General features: G+C 54.6%; 22 protein-coding genes. 10 read left to right on the forward strand and 12 right to left on the reverse strand.

Annotation, left to right across the window (positions count from 1 at the left end):
* Positions 1 to 3 precede the first annotated feature (3 nt).
* From J0L72_06265 to J0L72_06280, 4 genes are read right to left on the reverse strand one after another with little or no spacing between them, the layout of a single operon-like run.
* Positions 4 to 882, reverse strand: coding sequence for a metal ABC transporter permease (locus tag J0L72_06265; protein MBN8690381.1), 879 nt, complete (start codon positions 880 to 882; stop codon positions 4 to 6).
* On the reverse strand, positions 875 to 1,771 hold the full coding sequence (locus J0L72_06270; protein MBN8690382.1) for a metal ABC transporter permease: 897 nt from the start codon (positions 1,769 to 1,771) through the stop codon (positions 875 to 877). The genes J0L72_06265 and J0L72_06270 overlap by 8 nt, the downstream gene beginning before the upstream one ends.
* Complete coding sequence (locus J0L72_06275; GenBank protein ID MBN8690383.1) at positions 1,768 to 2,484, reverse strand: metal ABC transporter ATP-binding protein; 717 nt, start codon at positions 2,482 to 2,484, stop codon at positions 1,768 to 1,770. The genes J0L72_06270 and J0L72_06275 overlap by 4 nt, the downstream gene beginning before the upstream one ends.
* Complete coding sequence (locus tag J0L72_06280; GenBank protein MBN8690384.1) at positions 2,481 to 3,350, reverse strand: zinc ABC transporter substrate-binding protein; 870 nt, start codon at positions 3,348 to 3,350, stop codon at positions 2,481 to 2,483. Before J0L72_06280 ends, J0L72_06275 begins: the two co-directional genes overlap by 4 nt.
* 258 nt (positions 3,351 to 3,608) lie before the next feature.
* On the opposite strand from J0L72_06280, the gene rplK reads away from it, so the two are divergent.
* Both rplK and J0L72_06290 read left to right on the forward strand, forming a co-directional pair.
* Complete coding sequence (gene rplK, locus J0L72_06285) at positions 3,609 to 4,034, forward strand: 50S ribosomal protein L11 (GenBank protein MBN8690385.1); 426 nt, start codon at positions 3,609 to 3,611, stop codon at positions 4,032 to 4,034.
* A gap of 148 nt (positions 4,035 to 4,182) precedes the next feature.
* Positions 4,183 to 4,749 carry a 5'-nucleotidase C-terminal domain-containing protein gene (locus J0L72_06290; protein ID MBN8690386.1) on the forward strand — a complete coding sequence of 189 codons (567 nt, stop codon included), beginning with the start codon at positions 4,183 to 4,185 and terminating at the stop codon, positions 4,747 to 4,749.
* Between the two features lie 13 nt (positions 4,750 to 4,762).
* Here J0L72_06290 and J0L72_06295 read toward each other — a convergent pair whose 3' ends face one another.
* From J0L72_06295 to J0L72_06305, 3 genes are read right to left on the reverse strand one after another with little or no spacing between them, the layout of a single operon-like run.
* Positions 4,763 to 5,272, reverse strand: a complete 510-nt coding sequence (locus J0L72_06295) for a carboxypeptidase regulatory-like domain-containing protein (GenBank protein MBN8690387.1) — start codon at positions 5,270 to 5,272, stop codon at positions 4,763 to 4,765.
* Positions 5,269 to 5,694: a cytidine deaminase gene (gene cdd / locus J0L72_06300; protein ID MBN8690388.1), complete on the reverse strand. Its 426-nt coding sequence runs from the start codon at positions 5,692 to 5,694 to the stop codon at positions 5,269 to 5,271. The genes J0L72_06295 and cdd overlap by 4 nt, the downstream gene beginning before the upstream one ends.
* Entirely contained in the window at positions 5,642 to 7,981 is a 2,340-nt protein-coding gene (locus J0L72_06305) for an endonuclease MutS2 (GenBank protein MBN8690389.1), read from the reverse strand. The genes cdd and J0L72_06305 overlap by 53 nt, the downstream gene beginning before the upstream one ends.
* A gap of 78 nt (positions 7,982 to 8,059) precedes the next feature.
* On the opposite strand from J0L72_06305, the gene J0L72_06310 reads away from it, so the two are divergent.
* Positions 8,060 to 9,352, forward strand: coding sequence for an amidohydrolase family protein (locus J0L72_06310; protein ID MBN8690390.1), 1,293 nt, complete (start codon positions 8,060 to 8,062; stop codon positions 9,350 to 9,352).
* Positions 9,349 to 12,063 carry an amidohydrolase family protein gene (locus J0L72_06315; GenBank protein MBN8690391.1) on the forward strand — a complete coding sequence of 905 codons (2,715 nt, stop codon included), beginning with the start codon at positions 9,349 to 9,351 and terminating at the stop codon, positions 12,061 to 12,063. The genes J0L72_06310 and J0L72_06315 overlap by 4 nt, the downstream gene beginning before the upstream one ends.
* 1 nt (position 12,064) lies before the next feature.
* On the opposite strand, the gene J0L72_06320 is transcribed toward J0L72_06315, so the two are convergent.
* Together J0L72_06320 and J0L72_06325 are read right to left on the reverse strand one after the other, a co-directional pair.
* Positions 12,065 to 13,096 (reverse strand): quinone-dependent dihydroorotate dehydrogenase, encoded by a 1,032-nt coding sequence (locus tag J0L72_06320; GenBank protein MBN8690392.1) that lies wholly within the window; start codon positions 13,094 to 13,096, stop codon positions 12,065 to 12,067.
* A gap of 3 nt (positions 13,097 to 13,099) precedes the next feature.
* Complete coding sequence (locus J0L72_06325) at positions 13,100 to 13,465, reverse strand: CrcB family protein (protein MBN8690393.1); 366 nt, start codon at positions 13,463 to 13,465, stop codon at positions 13,100 to 13,102.
* A 52-nt stretch (positions 13,466 to 13,517) separates the two neighbouring features.
* On the opposite strand from J0L72_06325, the gene J0L72_06330 reads away from it, so the two are divergent.
* Genes J0L72_06330 through J0L72_06355 form a run of 6 tightly spaced genes read left to right on the forward strand, consistent with a single transcriptional unit; the run spans position 13,518 to position 18,060 of the window.
* Complete coding sequence (locus J0L72_06330; GenBank protein MBN8690394.1) at positions 13,518 to 14,054, forward strand: tRNA methyltransferase; 537 nt, start codon at positions 13,518 to 13,520, stop codon at positions 14,052 to 14,054.
* 53 nt (positions 14,055 to 14,107) lie between these two features.
* On the forward strand, positions 14,108 to 15,634 hold the full coding sequence (locus J0L72_06335; protein MBN8690395.1) for a 2-oxo acid dehydrogenase subunit E2: 1,527 nt from the start codon (positions 14,108 to 14,110) through the stop codon (positions 15,632 to 15,634).
* A gap of 56 nt (positions 15,635 to 15,690) precedes the next feature.
* Entirely contained in the window at positions 15,691 to 16,338 is a 648-nt protein-coding gene (locus J0L72_06340) for a gamma-glutamyl-gamma-aminobutyrate hydrolase family protein (GenBank protein MBN8690396.1), read from the forward strand.
* Complete coding sequence (locus tag J0L72_06345; protein ID MBN8690397.1) at positions 16,335 to 16,775, forward strand: hypothetical protein; 441 nt, start codon at positions 16,335 to 16,337, stop codon at positions 16,773 to 16,775. The genes J0L72_06340 and J0L72_06345 overlap by 4 nt, the downstream gene beginning before the upstream one ends.
* 17 nt (positions 16,776 to 16,792) lie before the next feature.
* A complete protein-coding gene (locus tag J0L72_06350; GenBank protein ID MBN8690398.1) occupies positions 16,793 to 17,179 on the forward strand; it encodes a hypothetical protein in 387 nt (128 codons plus the stop codon).
* Positions 17,176 to 18,060 carry a hydroxymethylglutaryl-CoA lyase gene (locus J0L72_06355; protein MBN8690399.1) on the forward strand — a complete coding sequence of 295 codons (885 nt, stop codon included), beginning with the start codon at positions 17,176 to 17,178 and terminating at the stop codon, positions 18,058 to 18,060. Before J0L72_06350 ends, J0L72_06355 begins: the two co-directional genes overlap by 4 nt.
* Here the strand turns inward: J0L72_06355 and J0L72_06360 are convergent.
* From J0L72_06360 to J0L72_06370, 3 genes are all read right to left on the reverse strand, one after another.
* Entirely contained in the window at positions 17,978 to 18,970 is a 993-nt protein-coding gene (locus J0L72_06360; GenBank protein MBN8690400.1) for a hypothetical protein, read from the reverse strand. The two genes, J0L72_06355 and J0L72_06360, sit on opposite strands and share 83 nt — an antisense overlap.
* Positions 18,912 to 20,090, reverse strand: a complete 1,179-nt coding sequence (locus J0L72_06365; GenBank protein ID MBN8690401.1) for a glycosyltransferase — start codon at positions 20,088 to 20,090, stop codon at positions 18,912 to 18,914. The genes J0L72_06360 and J0L72_06365 overlap by 59 nt, the downstream gene beginning before the upstream one ends.
* 99 nt (positions 20,091 to 20,189) lie before the next feature.
* Entirely contained in the window at positions 20,190 to 20,795 is a 606-nt protein-coding gene (locus J0L72_06370) for a helix-turn-helix domain-containing protein (GenBank protein ID MBN8690402.1), read from the reverse strand.
* Positions 20,796 to 20,802: the final 7 nt, after the last annotated feature.

Below are 20,802 nucleotides of genomic sequence, written 5' to 3' on the forward strand. Positions count from 1 at the left end.
GATTCAAACGGCTGCAGACTGGGAATTGGAATCTGGAATGCTGTTTCGCGATTGGAAACGGACAAAAACCGCGACCACAAGGAACAACGCTCCAGATAGAGTTGCGATCATCCCAGCGACGTTGGTGTTGGTGGCGAGGGCCATGAGGTATCCGGCAGAAGGAAGCACCGCGCTGATCCAAAATCCACGGGACTTCACCTTTCGAAACTCGGTCGTCGTGAGGTTCGCGACCAAAGTTGGTACCACGAGCATGGCGATGACCAGGATGCTCCCCACGAGTTCAAAAGCAGTGACGACTGCGATGGAGATTAACGAGAGCAGACCTGCGGTGACCCACTCCGGCTTGAACCCTTCGGTCTTGGCATATCCAGGATCGAATGCGGTCAACAGGAGCTCCTTGTCGAAGATCTTCGCCACGATCACCGAGAACAAACAAAGTGGTCCGATCACCATTAAGGCTCTCGGTACTTCAAATCCAGCGATGCGCGTTGAATCCAGTGGGATGAACTCGGCGAGACCATACAAAACGCAACCTGGGTCGAGATCAACTTGGCTTGCGAATCGGGTGAGGAGCACGACTCCTATTGCGAAGAAGAATGTGAATACGGCTCCGAGACTGGCGTCTTCTTGGACTCCGGCCTTCGCGATGAACTTGGTGAGCCAGACCGTGACTAACGCCGCCGCGATCGCGCCAAACAGCATCGGCAGAGGAGCGCGCGTTCCCGCGAGCAAATACACCAACACCAATCCCGGAAGCACGCTGTGACTCATCGCATCACCAGTCATGCTCTGCCGCGTCAGCACGAGCCATCGCCCAAGTATTGTGCAAGTTATGCTGCACAAAGTTAGAGGAATAATGGTCCAGAATGCGAGTTCAAACACGTGCCCGCTCCTCGATTCTTTGAACGACTTGTTGAATCTGTAACCTGCGAGTACGTGCCGCGGCAACCACGCCGCGTATCGGCGAAAATACTAGTGAAATAGTAAAGAAAACGCCACTAACTATAATAATTATCGGGCCAGAGGGCATCCCTTCTGCTGACGAACTCAGCAAGACTCCTGACGCTCCGCCGACCGCGCCGAGCACGGATGCCAGAATCACCATAACACCGCATCGGTGGGTCCAGAACCGCGCCGTGATCGCCGGAAGAATCGTGAGCGCGGCGACCAAAACCACCCCCGCCATTGGTATCGCTGCAACAACTGCGGTGGTCAACAGGACCTGCGCTAAGAAGTCGAACGCTCGAGGATTTCCACCCATTGCGCCAAAAAACTCAGGGTCAAAAGTAGAAACTTTGAGTTCCTTGTAGTTCAGCGCAATGGTCACTAGCGCAAGGACGGCTACGACCAAAATGCTCAAAACATCTTGGAGGACAATGCCTGCCAACTTGCCGAGCAAGAAGCTATCCAGCCCCGCTTGTGACGCGCTGTGCGGACTGTTTTGGGCGAGGCGACTCAGCACAATTCCGAATCCAAAGAGCGTCGCGAGCACGATCACCAATGCCCCGTCAGGCTTGGTTTTGGTGTTGTTTTGAATCCAGACGAGGAGTGTCGAACCCAGAATGCCGCTGATCAACGCGCCAATCAGTAGTACTGGCAACGCCTTTGAACCGGTGATCAAGAAGGCCAATACGATCCCCATCAGGGCGGAGTGGGCGATCACGTCGCCCACCAACGATCGGCGTCGGAGCACGGTGAAACTGCCCACAGAGCCACAGAGCGCACCCAGTAATATTGCGCCCACGAGCGCAAGAATGGTGTTGTAACTCAAGCCGTCCTCCGGTGCCCATAGGTCTGCGCAAGATTCTCTGGAGTCAGAGTCGTTTCCACAGGTCCGTAATGAAGCACCGTCCGATTGAGCAGGAGAACATTGTCAAACCGTTCGCGAACGGTTTCGAGATCGTGGTGTACCGCGATCACGGTTTTGCCGTTAGCCTGAAGTTCTCGGAGAACTTCGTAGATCGCTTCCTCCGTTGCCGCATCCACGCCCGCGAAAGGTTCATCCATCAGATACAGATCGCTTTGCTGAGCCAGAGCCCGAGCGAGGAAGACCCGCTGTTGTTGACCGCCGGATAGCTCGCCGATCTGCCTGCTTTCGAGCCCCGTAAGTCCCACATGGTTGATGGCTTCGGCTGCGATCATACGCTCGGCCTTGCCCGGTCGTTTGAGCCATCCCACGCGTCGATAGGTTCCCATCAGGACAAGGTCAAGCACTGTGACTGGGAAATCCCAATCAACGCTCTCGCGCTGCGGGAGGTAACCAAGAGCATGCTTGCCTGCCGCGTAGGGTTGTCCGTCGAGCAAGAACTCGCCGGTCAGCTTCGGAATGATGCCAATCGCCGATTTGAGCAACGTCGATTTCCCGGCACCGTTAGGCCCGACGATGGCGTTTAACGTGCCCGGCTGGATATCGCAGCATGCGTCTTCAAGGACGATGCGCTTGCCGTATGCCGCGCTCAGGTGATCAAATCGGATTTGTTTCATCGTAATGCCTCGACAATTGAGTTCACATTGGCGCGAACCATGCCTTCATAGGTTCCGGCATCAGTTCCTGGATCGCCCATGGCGTCGCTGTAAAGTGGTTTGCCGAATTTCACTCGGTGACCTGCGGCCGCCGCTCCTTCGACCAGCGACGAAATATTCTTGTTGGAAACGCTGGTTTCGGCAAATACGGCCGAAATTCGGTTGTTGACGACCAGTTCCACTAACTTGTTGACTTCTTTGAGCCCAGCCTCGCTCTCGGTGCTGAGCCCTTGAACGCCGCGTACCTCGATGTCATAAGCCCGGCCGAAATAGCGAAATGCATCGTGTGAGGTGATCAAAACGCGTCGCGATTTTGGGATGGAGCCAATCTCCGTACGTGCCCAATCGTCTAGATCCGAAAGAGATTTCTCTTTTTGAAGCCGATTGGCTTTGAATTCGGTGGCATATTCGGGGAGCAACTTCGACAATTGCGCCTCAATCGAAGGCAGGGTTTTGGCAAATAGAGCGACATCGAACCAAATGTGAGGATCGTGCGCTCCGTCCGTACTGAGGAGCCGTTCTTCGGGAAGATGATCGCCAATGAACAGAACAGGATCTGTTCGCTGGAGTGATTCCAGAGCGCTGAGCAGCTTTCCTTCCAAATGCAGGCCGGATGCGATGACGACGTCGGCGGATTTCAACGCCATGACATCGCGGGGCGATGCTTTGAAAAGGTGCGGATCAATTCCAGGTCCCATCAAGGTCGTGACTTCAACGTGGTCACCGCCTACCGCCTTCACCAAATCGGCCACCATCGCGGTAGTCGCCAGGACCCGGATCGTGCCGGGCTTGGCGCGATCTTGGGCGCAACCCGAAAGGCTGAGCATCAACAAGAGTCCTAGTAAAAACTTCACAATGGTAAGAATCTGTAGTATAACTAAAAAAGTTACCCTATGCTATCTTTAGGTACGAATTGGTGATAAATTTAGTTGCCTTGAACTTATCCACAGCCTTTGGGTAAAATTCCTCTTTGCGCCGAGGAGTGCGTCAAGCTTCCTTCAGACGATCCTCATTAAGGCGCGTGGCAGAATGGCCGCTGGTACCGGCTGCTTTTGTTGGACAAAGAAAACTACAGGATTTGAATCATGGCAAAGAAAATTCAGGGCGTCATCAAGCTCAATATTCCAGCAGGTAAGGGCAACCCAGCTCCTCCAGTCGGTCCGGCACTCGGTCAGGCTGGTATCAACATGATGGAGTTCTTGAAGAAATTCAACGAACAAACCGCTCCACAAATGGGATTCACCCTGCCGGTCGAAATCACCGTTTTTGAAGATAAGTCGTACAATTTTGTGGTCAAGCAACCACTCAGCAGCGACTTGATCAAGCGCGAAATTGGCATCGAAAAGGGCGGAAGCAACCAGTTGAAGGACAAGGTTGGCACCATCACCCAAGCCCAACTCGAAGCAGTTGCCGCAAAGAAGATTGCTGACCTCAATACCGATGACATCAAGCAAGCCGCGAAGATTATCGCTGGTACCGCTCGAAACATGGGTATCAAGGTCGTCGACTGATCACCCAATAATTTAACACGAGTAGAGGATCGCCTCGACGGAGCGGCGAACTGAGCCTTTAGCCCCAAGGTTAACGAACTCAGTTCGCCGCTCGTACGTCAGATACTCGATTCCCACGGGAAACATTGCAATGAAAGTTCAAAATTTGATGTCCATAACTCTTCTCGCTGCGCTCGCAATTGGGCCAGTGATGGCTTGGGCGTCAAATCCCGAACTGGAATCGCACAAGCCGTCACAAGCGGCCGCGGATGTTTTCCGACAGCTCACGGGCGCAGACATGGCGTTTCTCCCGGCTGGACTCGTCAAATCCGTCGATGCCGTCACCGACCTGAGCCAACTCATGGTTTATCCAACCGATACGCTTTCGGTGGTCAAGTTGACGGGTGCGCAGGTTCGCCTCGCACTGGAGCGCTCGGTGAGTCTCGCGCCGTTGCCGTCGAGTGCATTCCTGCAGCTCAGCGGTTTGACGGTGACCTATTCAAAGTCGGCTGCCCCCGATAAGCGAATCATCAGCGTTCAAGTTGGAGATTCCAAGTTGAGCGATTCGGCTACCTATCAGGTCGCCATGCCGACCACACTCGCGAGAGGTGGCCTGGGCTACTTCAAGGTTTGGGACAAGTCCAAGATCGACCGGACCCTTGAAGGCCAGAGTTTGGAGTCCATCCTAACAGGAAAGCGGCCAACCGAATCGGCTGACCGCTGGATCGCGAACTAAATCCTCGAACGGATTAAGGACATCCGGTTGGCGGTGGCGGCGGAGGACTGATCGTCCTATCCATGTAGATCGTTGGAAGAGTGTTCAGATTCCCCGCAGATAAAGCCGTGTAAGAAGCTCGGCATCCCGCGACGACGGATGAATACCACGATCCATTGAACCTGTACTCTTTGTATAACGTGGAAACAATTGTCGAACTGTCCAGCTGAAAACTCGCAGGAGTAGATCCAGGCGCAAAGTAGTACGCACCGCACGAGTTCGTCACGACGTTGCCGAGTTCGGTACCGCCGCTGTTATAGATTCTCACCCTGACGTTGGGCACAACATTTCCGCCGAGCGTCAGCACGCGCCCACGGACTCGGGTTCCTGATCCTGTATCAGGCAGATCAGCATACGGATCGGAGCAAACGCCCGGTACGACACCGCCACCACCACCGCCTCCGCAGCCGATGACAACGAGCACCAATGCGGTGCTGAGCGCGCTGGCCAATAGTCCAGCTTTAAGATTTCGATGGAGTTTCATTTCAATTTGAATGCGTAGGGAAGGAGTTCTTGAATCGAATGCGAGAGCTTGTTGCCGTTCTCGTCGAAGCAATGGACAAACGCGGGTGCATCATCTGGTGCGAATTCAGAAAGGGTCTGGCGGCACATTCCGCAAGGCGAACCTGAATCTTTGGTCACAACAACGGCTTCGAGCCAGCGTTGGCATCCGTTTGCCACCATTGTCGAGATTGCGTTTCTCTCAGCACAAATCGCGAGGCCGTAACTGGCATTTTCGACGTTGCATCCGCTGTAAATCACGCCATCTTCACCCAAGATTGCGCATCCGACTCGGTACTGGCTGTACGGAGCATAGGCGCGATTTCTTGACGTTTCAGCTGCTGCTAGCAGTTCATTTAAACGTGACGATGGTAACACCGTGTCCTCCTTCGTTGGAATCTCCATCCCGGTAGTTTTGCACGCCTTTATGTCGCCGAACACAATTGCGGGTCATTTCCCGAAGAATTCCTTCGCCCTTGCCGTGGACGATTCTCACGTTTTCGAGCCCAGCCAACAGACTTTCATCCAGGAAATTCTCGAGTAAGTGCTCCGCTTCTTCTGCGCGGACGCCTCGCATATCTAGTTCTGTATGCGCGGTCTGGGCCTTTTGCAAGATCACCCCTTTGCTCGCCTTCTGAATGACCTTTGTCGGCACAGGGACTTCGACCGAGATCAGGTCCTCAAGGGCGATCTTCATTTTGGCGGGGCCAACTTGTACCGTAGCGCGACCGTCCTTTGGGTCGTCTAGGATCAACCCCTTTTGGTTGAGATTTCGAACCATCACGGTTTGTCCCTTGGCAATTCTTGCGGTTCCAGCTGCAGCTTGACTCTCTTCAGGTCGAACACGGTCCGCGACTTCGGCCCCTCGGCGCTGGAGTGTCTTGAGCTTCTCGCGAATATCATTTGTTGACGTAGCTCCTGCCTTTTTGATTTGCTCGAAAAGCTCCGCCGACTCCACCCGAATCCGCCGCATTTCTTCTTCAACTTCCGCCACGATCGCCTGCTTCGTTGTCTTTCGAATTCGCTCGGCTTCTTCCAGCGCTTTGGCGGCTCGCTTTTCCTCTTCGCGCAATTTGTGCGCGAGTCGATCAGCTTCGCTCTGAGCTTTTTGAGCTCGCTTCTGCGCGAGTTCCAACTGCTCCAGCATAGCGGCGATGTCTTTCTCTTCGACGCCTTGATCCGCTTGGGCAAGCTCGATCACGCGCTTCGGAAGGCCATTGCGCTCCGCGATTTTGAGCGCGTGGCTGCTCCCAGGAGTACCTTCGAGAAAGACGTATGTTGGCTTGAGCGACTTTTGGTCAAACTCCATCGAACAGTTCAGGAATCCTTCGGTATTCGCCGCGAACAGCTTCAACTCCCCATAGTGCGTGCTCGCGACGGTGATGGCTTTGCCGCGCTGAAGTTCGATCAACACCGCCCTTGCAAGGGCTGCGCCTTCCTGAGGGTCGGTTCCTGCGCCGACTTCGTCAAGCAAAACCAGCGCGTTGGGAGTTAAGGATCGTATCGCTTCCGCGATGTTTCGAATGTGCCCGCTGAAGGTCGACAGGGACTGTTGAAGGCTTTGTTCGTCGCCGATGTCTGCCCAAATTTGGCTGAACATCCCGATTTTTGTCCGGCTTGCGGGCACTGGAATTCCGCATTGGTTCATCGTCACAAACAGGCCAACGGTCTTGAGGGTGACCGTCTTGCCGCCGGTATTAGGTCCCGTAATCAGTAGCGTAGTCACGTCGCCGCCAATCTGTAGCGAAAGCGGTACCGCTACCTGTTCATCGAGCAGCGGGTGTCGACCACGCTCGATTTTGATAAATCCAGGCGGTGCGCTTGCGGCAAGGTCTCCATTAAAACTGAATCCATATCGAGCCTTGGCCAGAATAAGGTCGAGCTTTCCCGCCGATTCAATGCCGACCGCAATTTGACCGCCGTTTGCGCCGATTCTCTCGCTCAAATTTCGGAGAATCCTGGCGACTTCGGCAGCTTCCTGGGCTTCGGCCTGCCGAAGAGCGTTGCCGATCTCGTGGACGTCCATCGGCTCGATGTAGACCGTCTGCCCCGAGCTGCTGGAATCGTGCACGATCCCTTTGACTTTGGCGCGATGCTCCGACTTCACGGGCACCACATATCTGCCGTTGCGCTGAGTCACGATCGGGTCGCTCAGATAATCTCGCGCCGCGCCGGTGGTGTACTTATTGATTTTCTCAGTTAGGCGGTGAGTTGAATTTCGAATGTTCTTCCGAAGTCTGCCCAATTCTGGGGATGCCGAGTCGAGAACTTCTCCTCCAGAATCTAAGCTGTCGAAGATCGCGGTTACGGTTTTTGGGTCATCGAAAAACGTGGTGGAGAGCTCGTGTAGGTGTGGATGTTGGAACGACTTTGACCTAAGGAGCTGTACCCATTGCCGCATGACGCTCATCGCAAAACCGATTTGGTAGAGCGTCAGGCCGTCTAAAGTGCCGCCTTTGCTCGCCTTGATGCAGGCCTGGCGAACGTCGTGGATACCCCCAAGGGGCGGCAACAGATCACCATTTGCCAGTTCGATTGCCTCGGACGTTTCGGCTTTTCTCGTTTCGACGACTTTGGGATCGAAGCTCGGCAAGAGTTCTGAGGCGAACGCGCGACCAAGCATCGATTCGCAATGATCTGCTAATCGAGCCTGAATATTTTCAAATTCCAGAACCTTTAGAGCGTGTTCCACCAGTACTGCAATTGTATCGCGTGTTCGCCCACAGTGACTTTTCTTGGGCTATGATCATGCAATCAAGAGGGGAACAATTTGATTACCAGAAAGCAAATTCTGCTGTTCTGCGGCATGGCATTGGCTTCTTCGTCTCTGGCGCAAACCGAGGGGGTTGCGCTAGTAGGTGCTCGGATCGAAACCGGCACTGGTCAGACGATTGAGTCCGGAACTGTCGCGTTTAAAGACAACAAAATCGTTTATGTCGGCACGGGCAATGCGCCTGCCGGGTTCAAAAAAGTCGACGCGAAAGGGATGACTGTTTATCCCGGATTCATCGACGGGTGCATGACACGGGGCTATAAACTGCCCGAAGTTCCGCAAAATCCGCCGCTAGACGTGGTCACTACCGCACCACCCACCATGCGCGAACTGAATCGCAAGGGCGTGTGGCCTGATCTCGATCTTTCGAAAAATCTGGACCTTAAATCGGCGGTTGGAGCGGCAAATGAGGCAGGTTTCACCTGCGCAGTCATCGCCAATGCTGCCGGTACCTTCCGAGGACAGTCTTGCCTTGTCAACCTTTCGGGCAGCAAGGATGTTCCAGTCCTTCTTCAGCCCAAAGTCGCCCAAGTTACCGGACTGGGGACTGGGCCACAATCTGGGTATCCGACCACCCCATTCGCGATCATGGCAACCTACCGTCAGACGATGCTGGACGCGCAGCGAATGCTGCAGACGCCTTCTGCAGACAGGCCGAAGAATCTAGAACCGCTAGAATCGCTGTTCCCCGTCCTTCGCGGCGAGCAACCGCTGATGTTCTTCGCGGACGGTGAGCGAGATATTTCTCGCGCGCTCGGCTTGGTCGATGAGTTCGGCTCAAAGGCCATGCTAGTAGGTGCCAAGAACGGATTTATGCGGCTGGATGAGATCAAAAGATCCGGACTTCCGGTCCTCGCGAACATCGCCATCGGGATCGCGCCAACCAAGTCAAATGACCCCGATTTGATCCTTCCAAAGGACGTTTTCAACGAACGCGCCGAGGACTGGAAGAAGCGATCAGAGAATCTTCTCAGGTTCAAGGAAGCAGGGATTCCGTTTGCAATCACGAGTATGGGGGATGGGAGTTCGAACTTCTTGACCAATATCCGCCGAATTCTCAAAACAGGGCTGGATTGGAAGACGGTTTTGCAAGCAGTCACGTTGATGCCCGCAAAACTATTTGGAGTCGACAAGCAGATGGGTTCAATTGAAGTCGGAAAGCAAGCGTATTTCACGATCGCAAACGGTGATCTGAGCAAGGACAAAGTCACCATCAAGTACGTGGTCGTCGCGGGACAATTGCGCGATATTGATGCACCGATGGATGAAGAAGAGGAGGCAAAGCCATGAAGAGCGGATTAGTGTTGATGGCGCTCGTCGTTGCCGGAATCGCCGGTGCGCAAGAGTACCGATTCCCCTATGAATCGGAAGCGGATCGCGCCCCGAAGATCAAAACAACCGGCAACTGTTTGATCCATGCTGGGCGTGTGATTACGGTGTCGGGAGAAACTCTCAAGGACGCCGAGATTCAGGTCGCCGATGGCAAGATCGTGTACCTGGGCGCCCCACGACCATTCATCAAATACGCGGGGCCGGTCATTGATGCGTCGGACCAAGTGGTCATGCCTGGAATCGTGGACGCCCACATTCACCGAGGTATTGATGCTACCAACGAAGGCGCGGATGCGATCACGATCGAAGTTCGGATCGCAGACATGCTCGATCCGGACGATGTCACATGGTGGCAAGCCCTCGCCAGCGGCGAAACATCGGGAATGGCATTGCACGGCAGTGCGAATCCAATTGGTGGGCAGAGCCAAGTCATCAAGTTCAAATACAAGCACTCAGTCAAGGAGTCCATGGTTGCCGATGCGCCGCGCATGGTGAAGTTCGCACTGGGTGAAAACGTGACCCGTGCCAGCAGTTCTCAGCCCTCGACCCGTTTCCCGGCCACTCGCATGGGACAAGAAGCGGTCTACCGGAGAGCATTTGAATCGGCAAAAACCTACATGGCAGGTTGGGATCGATGGAATCGTAGCGATCGAAAGACCCCTCCGCCAAGAAAGGACTTACGACTCGAAGCGCTCAGCGATGTCCTGCGCCGCAAGATCTGGGTGATGTGCCACAGCTACCGCGCGGACGAGATTCTGATGATGGCCCGGCTGAGCAAGGAATATGGGTTCAAAATCGGCGCGATGCAGCACGCTTTGGAGGCTTACAAAGTCGCACCAGAGCTGGCCGAAATGGGAGTCCCAGTTTCCATGTTCCAGGACAATTGGTCGTTCAAATTGGAAGGCTATGATGCGATTCCGGCGGGACCAGCGATCTGCTACAAAGCGGGAGTGCTGACTTCAATCAACACCGACGGTACATCAGGCACCACCGCGCTGATCTACGACGCGGCGCGGCTGGTTCGTGAAGGGTTGACCGAGAACGAAGCACTTCGCACGGTAACTCTCAATCCAGCCAAACAAATGGGTATCGGTCACCGAGTGGGTTCGATCGAAGTCGGCAAAGACGCGGATTTGGTGTTCTATTCGGGGCATCCGTTCAACGCCAACAGCAAAGTGAACTTGACGATGATTGAAGGTGAAGTTCTGTTCACTCGTCGTGATAAGTTCAATATCGACGGTGTGGTCAAGCCAAAGCTCGATTACGAAGCACCGGACCAAGCTCCATTTGAACCTAAAGCCGAGGGTTCAAAGATCGCGTTAGTCGGAGGAATGATCTTCCCCGTGGATCGCCCGATGATCGAAAGCGGAACGGTCCTGATCTCGGAAGGCAAGATCGAGTCTGTCATGCCCGGATCGACGGTCCCACGAGGTTATGAGCGGGTCAACATCAAGGGCAAGCGGGTCTACCCTGGGTTCTTCGACTGCAGTTCGCTGCTCGGACTGAGCGAAATTTCTCCTGTCAGCGTGAGCTTGGATGTCACCGACAACGGTGATTTCCAACCAGATCTGAAGGCAGCGACCGCAGTCCAAAGCGAGAGTGCTCACTTCGGACCGGCGATGTGCAACGGAATCTTGACTGCAGTGGTCCGGCCTGCCGGTGGTCTGGTGCCAGGTCGAGCTGGAATTGTGAATACCTGGGGTTGGAATACCCAGCTCCGCACCATCAGCTCGGACTTCGCGATGGTTGTGAACGTGCCTAGCGTGGGTGGATTCAGAGGCGGCCCTAGAAAGCAAGCCTGCGCATGCATGGGACTTTCGATCGAAGACATCTTGGACGGAGTGACAGAGCACGATCACGAAGCTGAAGAAGCCGAATTCCAGAAGGCTTTGCAAGGCCCGATGGCGGCACCGCAAAATCAAGAGACGCCGAATCGGCGACAGCAAGGGGAGGCTCCGCCGAACATCACGGGACGGATGAAGCAATTGGAAGACTATTTCCAGTCCGTACGTGATTACATCGAGAACCGCAAGAAGGATCCGATCAAGACTCCGCTCAGTCTCCAGATGGAGGCGATGATTCCGGTCGTGGAAGGCAAGACGCCAATCCTGATGCGGGTCCGCACGTCGAAGTCCATCCTGACTGCGATTGATTTCTGCAAGCGAAACAAGCTGAAGGGGATTCTTTCGGGCGCGGCAGAAGGTTGGAAGGTGCTCCCAGAAATCAAGAAATCTGGGATGCCAGTGCTGATCACTCCTGCGGGAGAATCGCCGCTGGACGCCAACTCGCCAGTGAATAGCTACGATCCGTATGACTCGCCGTACATCATGCCGACGATGCTCGGACGCGCGGGGATCAAGTTTGCGTTCCAAAGCGAGGACAACGCAATGACGATGGATATGGTCGTTCGAGCCGGAATGGCCCAAGGTTACGGACTATCCAACGAAACTGCGATTCGCGCCCTGACCTTGAATGCCGCCGAGATTCTCGGGTTACAAGATCACCTGGGGTCTCTGACCGAAGGCAAAGACGCTACCTTGATCGTCACCAACGGTGACCCATTGGAGTGCAAAACTTCAGTTCAGATGGTGATGCTGAAGGGCAAGCAGGTCGAGATGGTGAGCAAGCACACGATGCTTCGCGATAAGTACGCCGCCCGACTGAAATAGCTCACCGCTTGGGTTGAAGCTCCTTGATGGACTTCAACCCAAGCTTGTCACACTCAGAAAGAAGCTCAAGAAGCATCTTGGGCACAGTGCTCGGCCCACCATAAACCCAGCCGGTGTAGATTTGCACCAAGTCCGCCCCGAGCCGCAGCTTCTCGATCACATCCGATCCATTAAACACGCCGCCAACGCCGATGAGGACTTTGCCGGCCGGCAGTTCTGCGCGAAGTAGCCGAATCACATCGTTGGCCCTCGTTTTCAATGGCGCACCGCTGATACCTCCAGCTTCATTCCAATCGCGTTTCAGGACCGCCCTGTCGATAGTGGTATTCGTCGCGATCAGGCCAGCTACGGGCAACTCGGCGGTCATGTGAGCGATTTCAATTAGATCGGCGTCGTCAAGATCTGGCGCAATCTTGATTAGGATCGGAGGATCGGACTCGGCGGGTGCCATCGCGTCCAAGATTGTTCGGAGTGATTCGAGTTGTTGAAGCTCTCGCAATCCCGGGGTATTCGGCGAACTCACGTTGATGACCACGTAACTCGCAAACTGCTTAAGCGCGGCAAAGCTGGCGGCGTAGTCTGCCCCGGCTTCATCGAGCGGGGTGATTTTAGATTTGCCGAGATTGATTCCCAACGGGATTTTTGGTGAAGAATGCGCAAGGCGTGCCGCCACGGCCGCAGCACCTTGATTGTTGAAGCCCATTCTGTTGACCACCGCCCTTTCTTCGGGGATGCGGAACAGCCGTGGCTTCGGATTACCAGGCTGACCGTGCCGTGTGATGGTGCCGATTTCTGCGAATCCAAACCCGAGTTGGTGCCAGTGGTTCACCACCACCGCGTTCTTGTCCATCCCCGCCGCAAGCCCAATGGGATTTGCAAAGTTGATGCCCATCGCTTCAGTCCGCAACCGTGGATCGTTGACAAGTTTTGTCCGAACCAATCCTCCCGCAACTGTTGCAAGTCCTAAGTTATGGGCGGATTCTGCATCCATCCGAAACAGAATTTTGCGAAGAAGCGATTCGTATGCGCTCAAGGGTCAGGCGACTCCTTTGGGAACGAGCGTGGTTCCAAGCGCGCAGAGAAGCAAGCACGATACGTTGGTCAATGCGGCGTACCCAAGCGCAGCGGCGACCCCACGATCGGTCACCAGCCGCTGAAATTCCAGCGAGAACGATGAAAATGTCGTGAAGCCGCCCAAAAGGCCGATGACCCAGAACGAATAGCTTCCTGTATTGCGAGCAATGACCGAAGCCATCACTCCAATCGCAAACGATCCTACGGAGTTCACGATGAAGGTGTTCACTGGCCAATTGCCATGAATGTAAAGCCCGATGAACCAGCGCAAAACTGCACCGATTCCTGCGCCGATGAATACAAGAGCGGCATCTTGGGCTAGTTTCATCTTTGTCGGTTTACCCAATTCGGGTGAATCACGGTTCAGAATATCGGAGTTGATGGCACACGAAACGGGGCAAAAAACGATTCGAAGCAAGACTGGGGTCCGAAAGCTGCACAAGGAGTTTAAGGCGGATAGACCGCCCGTCGAAATTGTGTTCTTGTTGCAAGACCTCGACGATCCGTACAACGTGGGCAGCATGTACCGCGTGGCCGATTCGGTAGGGGCAAAGGAGCTGATCCTGACGGGTAAGACTCCACAAAGCCCGCATCCTCAGATTCACGTGACTTCGATGGGGCACCATCGCCGGATTCCGAGCCGATATTTCAAGCACCACGAAGACGCTGCACTCGCCATAAAGGCTGAAGGGTACTCACTGGTGGCGATCGAAATCGCCGAGGGGGCCGTGCCTTACAACGAGTATGAATGGCCCGACAAGGTCTGTCTGGTGCTTGGAAACGAGGTGAACGGCGTTTACGGAAGCGTGATGAAGCACCGGGATGGCGCAGTCATCATCCCGATGTTTGGTAAAGGGCGAAGCATGAATGTCCATGTTTCTGCCGCAATCGTCGCATTTCGGATTCTCGTTCCCTGATGTAGCCCTTCTGGCTGTGTCAAAATTAGCGAAGTTCACGCCAAAGGTGTCGTATGCCACGAGTTCCCGTTCGAATTCCACAAATTGGAGAGGGGTTGCAAGAAGCCCGTCTCGTCGCCGTGTTAAAGCAACCCGGTGACACTGTCCGTCGCGATGAAGCGATTTATCAGATGGAAACCGATAAAGCGGTGATGGACGTGGAGTCGCCCTACGCTGGAACGATTGTTCGGTGGCTCGCCGATGTCGATACCGTACTTCCTATTGGCGCCGAGATTTTGGAGATGGATGTGGCCGATGGCGTTTCGGCAGAAGCTCCTGCAGCGCATGGCACCCCGGCGCCTCCAGCCGCGGCTCCTAGCGCCCCTGCATCGGACGCGATTCCATTGCTGATCCCGATGATCGGAGAAGGGCTGCAAGAAGCCCGCCTCGTTGCGGTTCTCAAGCAACCTGGGGACTTTATCAAGCGAGACGAAGCGATCTATCAGATGGAAACCGACAAGGCGGTGATGGACGTGGAATCGCCATACGAAGGCACTCTGGTGGAATGGACCGCTGCAGTGGATACGGTTTTGCCGATTGGTGCGCAGGTAGCTCTCATGAAGGTGAGCGGTGCGGTCAATGTCTCTGCCCCGGCACATCACGGTCCTGCTCCAACCGTCGCGGCAACACCATCGGCGGCAGCTCCTGCAGCGACATCCGGTGGTGCTCGACGAACCGATATCCCACCTCGAACGAGAGCCTACGCCAAAGAAAAGGGGCTCACGGAAGCACAACTGCAATCGATCCCAGCCAGCGGATCGAAGTTGATGCCTGCCGATGTAGACGCGTTTTTGAGTGGAGGCACTGCTCCGGCTCCTGCCGCGGCTGCAAAATCGGCCCCGAGTTCAGCGTTTGCCTGCTCCGAAAAGGCGATGCCACAAAAGCAACGGCTCCTCAGCTCGCGGTTGGTGCGCGGGAATCAGCTAGTCGTTCCGGGCACGATCACTGTCGCAACACTTTGGGAAGGCATCGAGCGAGTTTCTGCCGCATACAAAGCGAAGGGTGGTGATTTCCAACCAAGCCGATTCACGATGTTTGCCTATGCGGTGAGCGAAGCGCTCCGCCAGTTCCCGGCCTTCAGAACGACTTTGGTCGGCGATAGCGTCCTGCGAACCTTTGACCACGCCCATCTAGGCATTGCGGTAGCATTGCCTGGTGACGAACTCGTGCTTGCGGTTGTGGACGATTCGGACAAACTTTCTTGGCCAGAATTTGCGGCTCAAGTCCGAGCGAAAGTGGATTTGGCGCGCAACGGGCAAGATCAAGCTCACGAGGCAGTCACTCTGAGTCTGACCAACATGCAAGCGTTTGGATTGCGCGATGCGGTGCCTGTTGTGGTCCCGCCATCCGTCGCAACCTTGTTCCTTGGTGAAGCTTACAACGGCCTCGACCAAACGACTTCGGAACTCAAGGTTCGCCGATACGTCAACTTGGCGATGACGTTCGATCATCGTCTGATCAACGGAGTCGGCGCAAGCGAGTTTATCAACGCGATCAAATCGAACGTGGAGGGAATAGAGCAATTAATTCCTCTGGATTAACCAAGCCGCTGATCGGAATCACTGTCGATATCTATCGCGATCCGTCGGACGGTGTGATGGGACCGCAATACAAGCTGCGTACGAACTATTGCGAAATGGTGGTCGAAGCAGGCGGAATTCCTGTGATCGTTCCAACCGTCGCCGATCTCAAGGAACTCGGCAAGGTGCTGCACGGACTACTCATCCCGGGTGGGCGCGACATCGATTCCAAACATTTCGGACAGCCTTTGCATCCCAAAGCGGAACTACAAGACCCCGAACGGTTTCGCGCGGAAAAGGTGCTCTACGAATCGATCGATGCCGATACTCCGGTCTTTGGAATCTGCTACGGTTCGCAATTCATGAACGTGATGCACGGCGGGACATTGCACCAGCACCTGCCTGATATCGTGGTGGAAGATTATCACTCGGGCGGTACCGAGCAGAAGTACGAAGTCTCTGCAGATTCTAAGTTCGGCGCGATTGTGGCCGAGGGTCAAGTGGGTGGCAAGAGCTATCATCACCAAGCTGTCGACCAAGTCGGTGATGGTTTGAGGGTGGTTGCTCGGCACGAAGATGGAACGGTTGAAGCGATCGAGGGCACTGGCACTCGCTGGATGATCGGCGTCCAATGGCATCCGGAACGCAGCCCAGAAGCGGCTGAATCCAAGCGGTTGTTCAAAGCGTTCGTCGATGCTGCCCGGGTCAAGATGGAAAGCCAATGAAATTCCTGGTGAATGGAGTCGAAACAGAGATTGCGCCCGGCTCGGAGCTGGATGTCATTTTCATGAGTGACCGGCTTTCGTTTCGCACCAAAGACGGCGCGAAAACGGCGCTTGTGGCAAGGCACGGCGACAAGACCTGGGTGAGTTTCGACGGCGATGTCTTCGAGATTGAACCGATGAAAGCGGCAAAGGGCACCGCTGGCGGAGCAGATTCGGGCCAGTTCTTTGCACCTATGCCCGGAATGATCATTGATTTGATGGTTTCCCCTGGGGAATCGGTGACAAAAGGCCAAAAATTATTGGTACTCGAAGCGATGAAAACGCAGCAGCCAGTCATTGCGCCGTTTGATGGCGTGGTGGTTTCGGTGCCAGTACAAAAATCGCAGCAGGTCACCGATGGGATGTTGCTCATTTCGCTCGAGAAAAAGGCTGATTAGCTTTAGTCCGGGCAAATATGAACGAAACAGCATCAAAGTTTGAGTGGGATGGCCAAATTCGGTCTTGGCGAAACTATTACAACCCGATCGCAATGCGCGATATTTCAGTTTGGGAATACCGCCTACAGCAGGGACTCAACAGGTTGCCCTACCTTAGCAAGTTGTCCAAAATCAAATCTGACGACAACGAATACGATCTGCAACTTCATGTCCAGCTAAAGGATGTCGGCAGCAACCAAGATCTGGTTCAAAAGGACTTCCGGACCATCTTCAAGGCGATCTTGGGTGAACGAAAGTGCTTGTACACCATCCAAGAAACTTCCGAAGGTTTCGATTTTGTTTTCGGCACGCTCGACAATGACGAGTGCGTTTTCATTGGAAAACTCCGTACAATCATTCCATGATTCGTATCATCGAAGTTGGGCCAAGAGACGGACTACAAAACGAGAAAATCCCAGTCCCTCTTGAAGTCAAACTTCGATTCATAGCCGCTTTATTTGAAGCTGGTCTGCCTGAGATTGAGGCGACCAGCTTTGTTTCTCCTAAGTGGGTGCCGCAACTGGGCGATAGTCTGGAATTGGTGCCACTGCTTCCCGCCGGCCCAATGTACTCTGCACTTGTACCGAACGTACGTGGCCTGGAGTCTGCGCTCACCGTGGGCATGGACCGCATTGCTGTTTTCACCGCCGCGAGCTCGGCATTCACCGAAAAAAACATCAACATGACCGTCGAGCAGTCTTTAGAAGCGTTTGCCGACGTTCTCACGAAGTTTCGGGACCAAAAGCCAACAGGATTCGTTCGTGGTTACGTTTCCACCGCGTTCGATTGCCCATTTGCAGGCAGAGTCCCAACTAGCGACGTGGTAGATGTGGTGGAGAAACTTCTCGCTCTCGGAGTGGATGAGATCAGCATCGGCGATACGATCGGTACGGCTGTTCCTGCAGATGTGAAGCAACTCTCCCAAGCCCTCGGTGGGATCGAAAAATCCAAGCTCGTTTGGCATTTTCACGATACGCGCGGCGCAGCAATCTCTTGCGTTGCCCAGGCACTCGATCTCGGATTCAATGCGTTTGACAGTTCTGCAGCGGGACTCGGTGGATGCCCCTACGCACCCGGCGCGGGAGGCAATTTGGCCACCGATGATCTGGTCTATTTTTGCGAGAGAAGCGGTCTCAGCACCGGCGTGAACCCAGAGAAGCTGGCTAAGGCGTCGCTTGAGGTGCTTGAGGTTTTGCAGAAGCGGCCTTTTGCGAAGGCTCAACAGGCTTTGCTTTCGTCGCTGTGACCCCGCTGTAAAGCCCGTAACTCGCCAGGCACAGACCAATGATCCCAACGGCAATCGTGCTCTGTAGTTCATCGCGACTCAAGGTGAATTCCTTTCGATTCACCAGCAGGATCACGGCTCCTATCGGCACCAGCGCAGGCAGTGCCGCGAGGCTCACTTCTCCAAAGCGGACATCGCCAAAGAACAGAACGATCAGCAAATAGCCGACGAGTGCCACGCTCATCCATCGCAGAGTTTCTTTGGCTCGCAACCCAAACTTCCAAATCGCGACGAAGAACATCATCAGGAAGAACAGATCGGCGGGGCCAACGTATGCGCCGATGTTAACCTGGACGCCTTGCTGCTGCCCTTCGATCGCGGCCTTTGGCACGCTGTACGCCACCTTTTCGAGAATCTCGGGCTGCTTCTGGAGCACCTGTTTCACCGTGCCGATGGGGCTAGTCACCACGAAGATATCGATCGCCGCCAGCACGAGCGCGATCGGTAGAAGGATATTCTTGTCTTTCAGAAGAGAAGAAACAAGCGCGCCAAGCCCCGCGCACCACAGCAGCAATCCAGTCTGTGCGAGGGCTGTGAGCACAACAGCTGCCACTCCTTCAAGCTTTAGTTGCCTGATCAACACAGTCAACCCTAGGTGAAAAAGCACTCCGATAACGACCAGGGAAGTCGCGCGAATTGGACTCCATTTTTCGTTTGCGGCGAAGAACAATCCGACGATCGGGGCGATGATAAAAAGGACGGTGAGGAACAAGCTCGCCCATGGCGCGACAGCCTCGGGAACCATGATGAACGCCACAGCCAACCGAAGCACGAACAGCGAGCCAGCCACAGCGGCTAGCGCTTGAATCCCCCTAAACCGGGGCGATGAGGGGTTTTGATCGGTTTCCATCGAGAACTGATTGATAAACATTCAGGACGGATTCCGCCATGTCCCGGATGCCGAATTCGCCACTGGCCCTGAGCGCCGCATTCGAAATTCGGGAATAGAGCGCATCGTCTCTTAAGAGATCTAGGGCGCAATCGGCGAGTTCGCAAGGATCGTTCTTAACGACAAACCCATTTTCTCCGGTTGTAATCGGGCTGCTCGCACCGCCACCTTGGACGACCACCACGGGAAGACCGTAGCTCATCGCCTCTTGAATCACCAGGCCCTGAGTTTCAGTGATGCTAGCAAACAGGAACAGATCGGCTGCAGCGTAGTAATTATCGACCTCGGTTCTCGCTACGAAGCCAACGAACCGAGTGCGGTCGCCGATCCCCAGATTTCGGGCCATTTCCAAGCAATTCTCCCGGTAGGGTCCATCCCCAACCAGCCAGAAGACAGTCGAGGGGTCTTGCGCCATCACTTGCGCGGCGGCTTCGAGCAACACCTCCATGTTCTTTTCTTCTGCAATGCGACCGACATACAGCAGCAGCCGCTGATTCGGCGCCAGTCCAAGTTTCAGCCGCATGTCGGCGCGGTCGAGCATCTGGCGCGGCAACGCTCCGGTCGGGATGACGGTGATCGGGCGTCCAACACTGTGCCGCATCAGCCACTTTTTGCTCGCATCGCTAGGGGTGATGATGTGGTCGACTTCGTTGTAATAAAAATTGGTGTGTTTGGCGATCTTGTACCGGACATATCGCTTCGGCACAAACGGGATGTAGTGCGAATACTTGTCGTAATGCGTGTGATAAGTGCTCACCACTGGGATGCCGTGGGATTGAGCCCACCGTAGGCCAACGAATCCGATGGTCCACGGGGTGTGGGTGTGAACAACGTCAAATCGGCTCTTGCGGAAGAAGTACAGCAAGGGATAGAAAGGCGGAAAGGCCAGTGGATATCCTTTGGTCCAAGGCGTTTGAGCGCTGGGGAATCGATAGGTGTTCGGGTCGGGGTCCTTGTAGCCAAAGTGGGCCGCTGTAAAAATGTGAACCGAATGCCCCATCGAGCGCAGCTCTCTTACTTGCGCATCGATGCTCACGCTCACTCCGTTCAAGACAGGAAGTGCAGAGTCAGAAAAGATGGCGATGCGCAGGGGTTTGTTCACTCGAGGTTGATCCTATTTTGACTACTTGTTGCCCTGAAAAAGCAGAACACACGGATAAGAACCTTCATCCGTGTGCCAAAAGTTTGCGAGTATGGGACTTTAGTCGGTAACTCGGCCGTGAGATTCAACGAACTTGACTACGCCGCTCAGTCGGAATCGTCGTTGTCCGCCTTGTGTTCGGTGATGCTCCAGCCAATTTCGATTAGTGTAGCGTCGAACAGTTGCAGGGCAAACGCCGAGCAAGCGGCTGACCTCTTCAAGAGTCAATTCTGGGTCCAGAAGTCGTTGGATGAGCTCTTGCCGAGACTCCTTGAATTCGCCCGTGTAGTAGTTTGCAGTGACCTTGTCGTCAAAAAATGTTGAAAGAAACTCGATGTTTCGTGGGAGCCGAGACCAAATCGCCTGAAGTTCTGGATCGATCGTTGGTTCGGATGTCTCAGCCTTGCGAACACGGCGAGGGCGTGGGGAAGAAAGGTTCTCGCCAGAAGCATCTTGCTTGCGTGCAACTCGCGGTGCTTTTGTCGCCGCAGGCTTAGCTGATTTTTTTCCTAAAAATTCGCCAATAGAAGGAAGCTTAAAATCTTCGTCGCTGTCGATTTCTGCAGCGAGGGGCTCTTTCTTATCTTCCCTAAATGCACTCTCAATATAAGCTAATGGATCAAACTCTTCCTGAGTAGTCAAAACGGACTCCTGTCGGGGGCTCATCAGGTTC

The organism is Armatimonadota bacterium, from assembly GCA_017303935.1.
Classification (GTDB): Bacteria; Armatimonadota; Fimbriimonadia; order Fimbriimonadales; family Fimbriimonadaceae; genus JAFLBD01.

Excerpts from the sequence above, each read along its gene's own strand:
- J0L72_06275 (MBN8690383.1), bottom strand. The coding sequence starts at position 2,484 with ATGAAACAAATCCGATTTGATCACCTGAGCGCGGCATACGGCAAGCGC.
- J0L72_06345 (MBN8690397.1), top strand. The coding sequence starts at position 16,335 with ATGAAATTCCTGGTGAATGGAGTCGAAACAGAGATTGCGCCCGGCTCG.
- J0L72_06325 (MBN8690393.1), bottom strand. The coding sequence starts at position 13,465 with ATGAAACTAGCCCAAGATGCCGCTCTTGTATTCATCGGCGCAGGAATC.
- J0L72_06350 (MBN8690398.1), top strand. The coding sequence starts at position 16,793 with ATGAACGAAACAGCATCAAAGTTTGAGTGGGATGGCCAAATTCGGTCT.
- rplK (MBN8690385.1), top strand. The coding sequence starts at position 3,609 with ATGGCAAAGAAAATTCAGGGCGTCATCAAGCTCAATATTCCAGCAGGT.
- J0L72_06330 (MBN8690394.1), top strand. The coding sequence starts at position 13,518 with ATGGCACACGAAACGGGGCAAAAAACGATTCGAAGCAAGACTGGGGTC.
- J0L72_06335 (MBN8690395.1), top strand. The coding sequence starts at position 14,108 with ATGCCACGAGTTCCCGTTCGAATTCCACAAATTGGAGAGGGGTTGCAA.
- J0L72_06290 (MBN8690386.1), top strand. The coding sequence starts at position 4,183 with ATGTCCATAACTCTTCTCGCTGCGCTCGCAATTGGGCCAGTGATGGCT.
- J0L72_06280 (MBN8690384.1), bottom strand. The coding sequence starts at position 3,350 with ATGCTCAGCCTTTCGGGTTGCGCCCAAGATCGCGCCAAGCCCGGCACG.
- J0L72_06295 (MBN8690387.1), bottom strand. The coding sequence starts at position 5,272 with ATGAAACTCCATCGAAATCTTAAAGCTGGACTATTGGCCAGCGCGCTC.
- J0L72_06340 (MBN8690396.1), top strand. The coding sequence starts at position 15,691 with ATGGGACCGCAATACAAGCTGCGTACGAACTATTGCGAAATGGTGGTC.
- J0L72_06370 (MBN8690402.1), bottom strand. The coding sequence starts at position 20,795 with ATGAGCCCCCGACAGGAGTCCGTTTTGACTACTCAGGAAGAGTTTGAT.
- J0L72_06360 (MBN8690400.1), bottom strand. The coding sequence starts at position 18,970 with ATGTTTATCAATCAGTTCTCGATGGAAACCGATCAAAACCCCTCATCG.
- cdd (MBN8690388.1), bottom strand. The coding sequence starts at position 5,694 with ATGGAGATTCCAACGAAGGAGGACACGGTGTTACCATCGTCACGTTTA.
- J0L72_06315 (MBN8690391.1), top strand. The coding sequence starts at position 9,349 with ATGAAGAGCGGATTAGTGTTGATGGCGCTCGTCGTTGCCGGAATCGCC.
- J0L72_06355 (MBN8690399.1), top strand. The coding sequence starts at position 17,176 with ATGATTCGTATCATCGAAGTTGGGCCAAGAGACGGACTACAAAACGAG.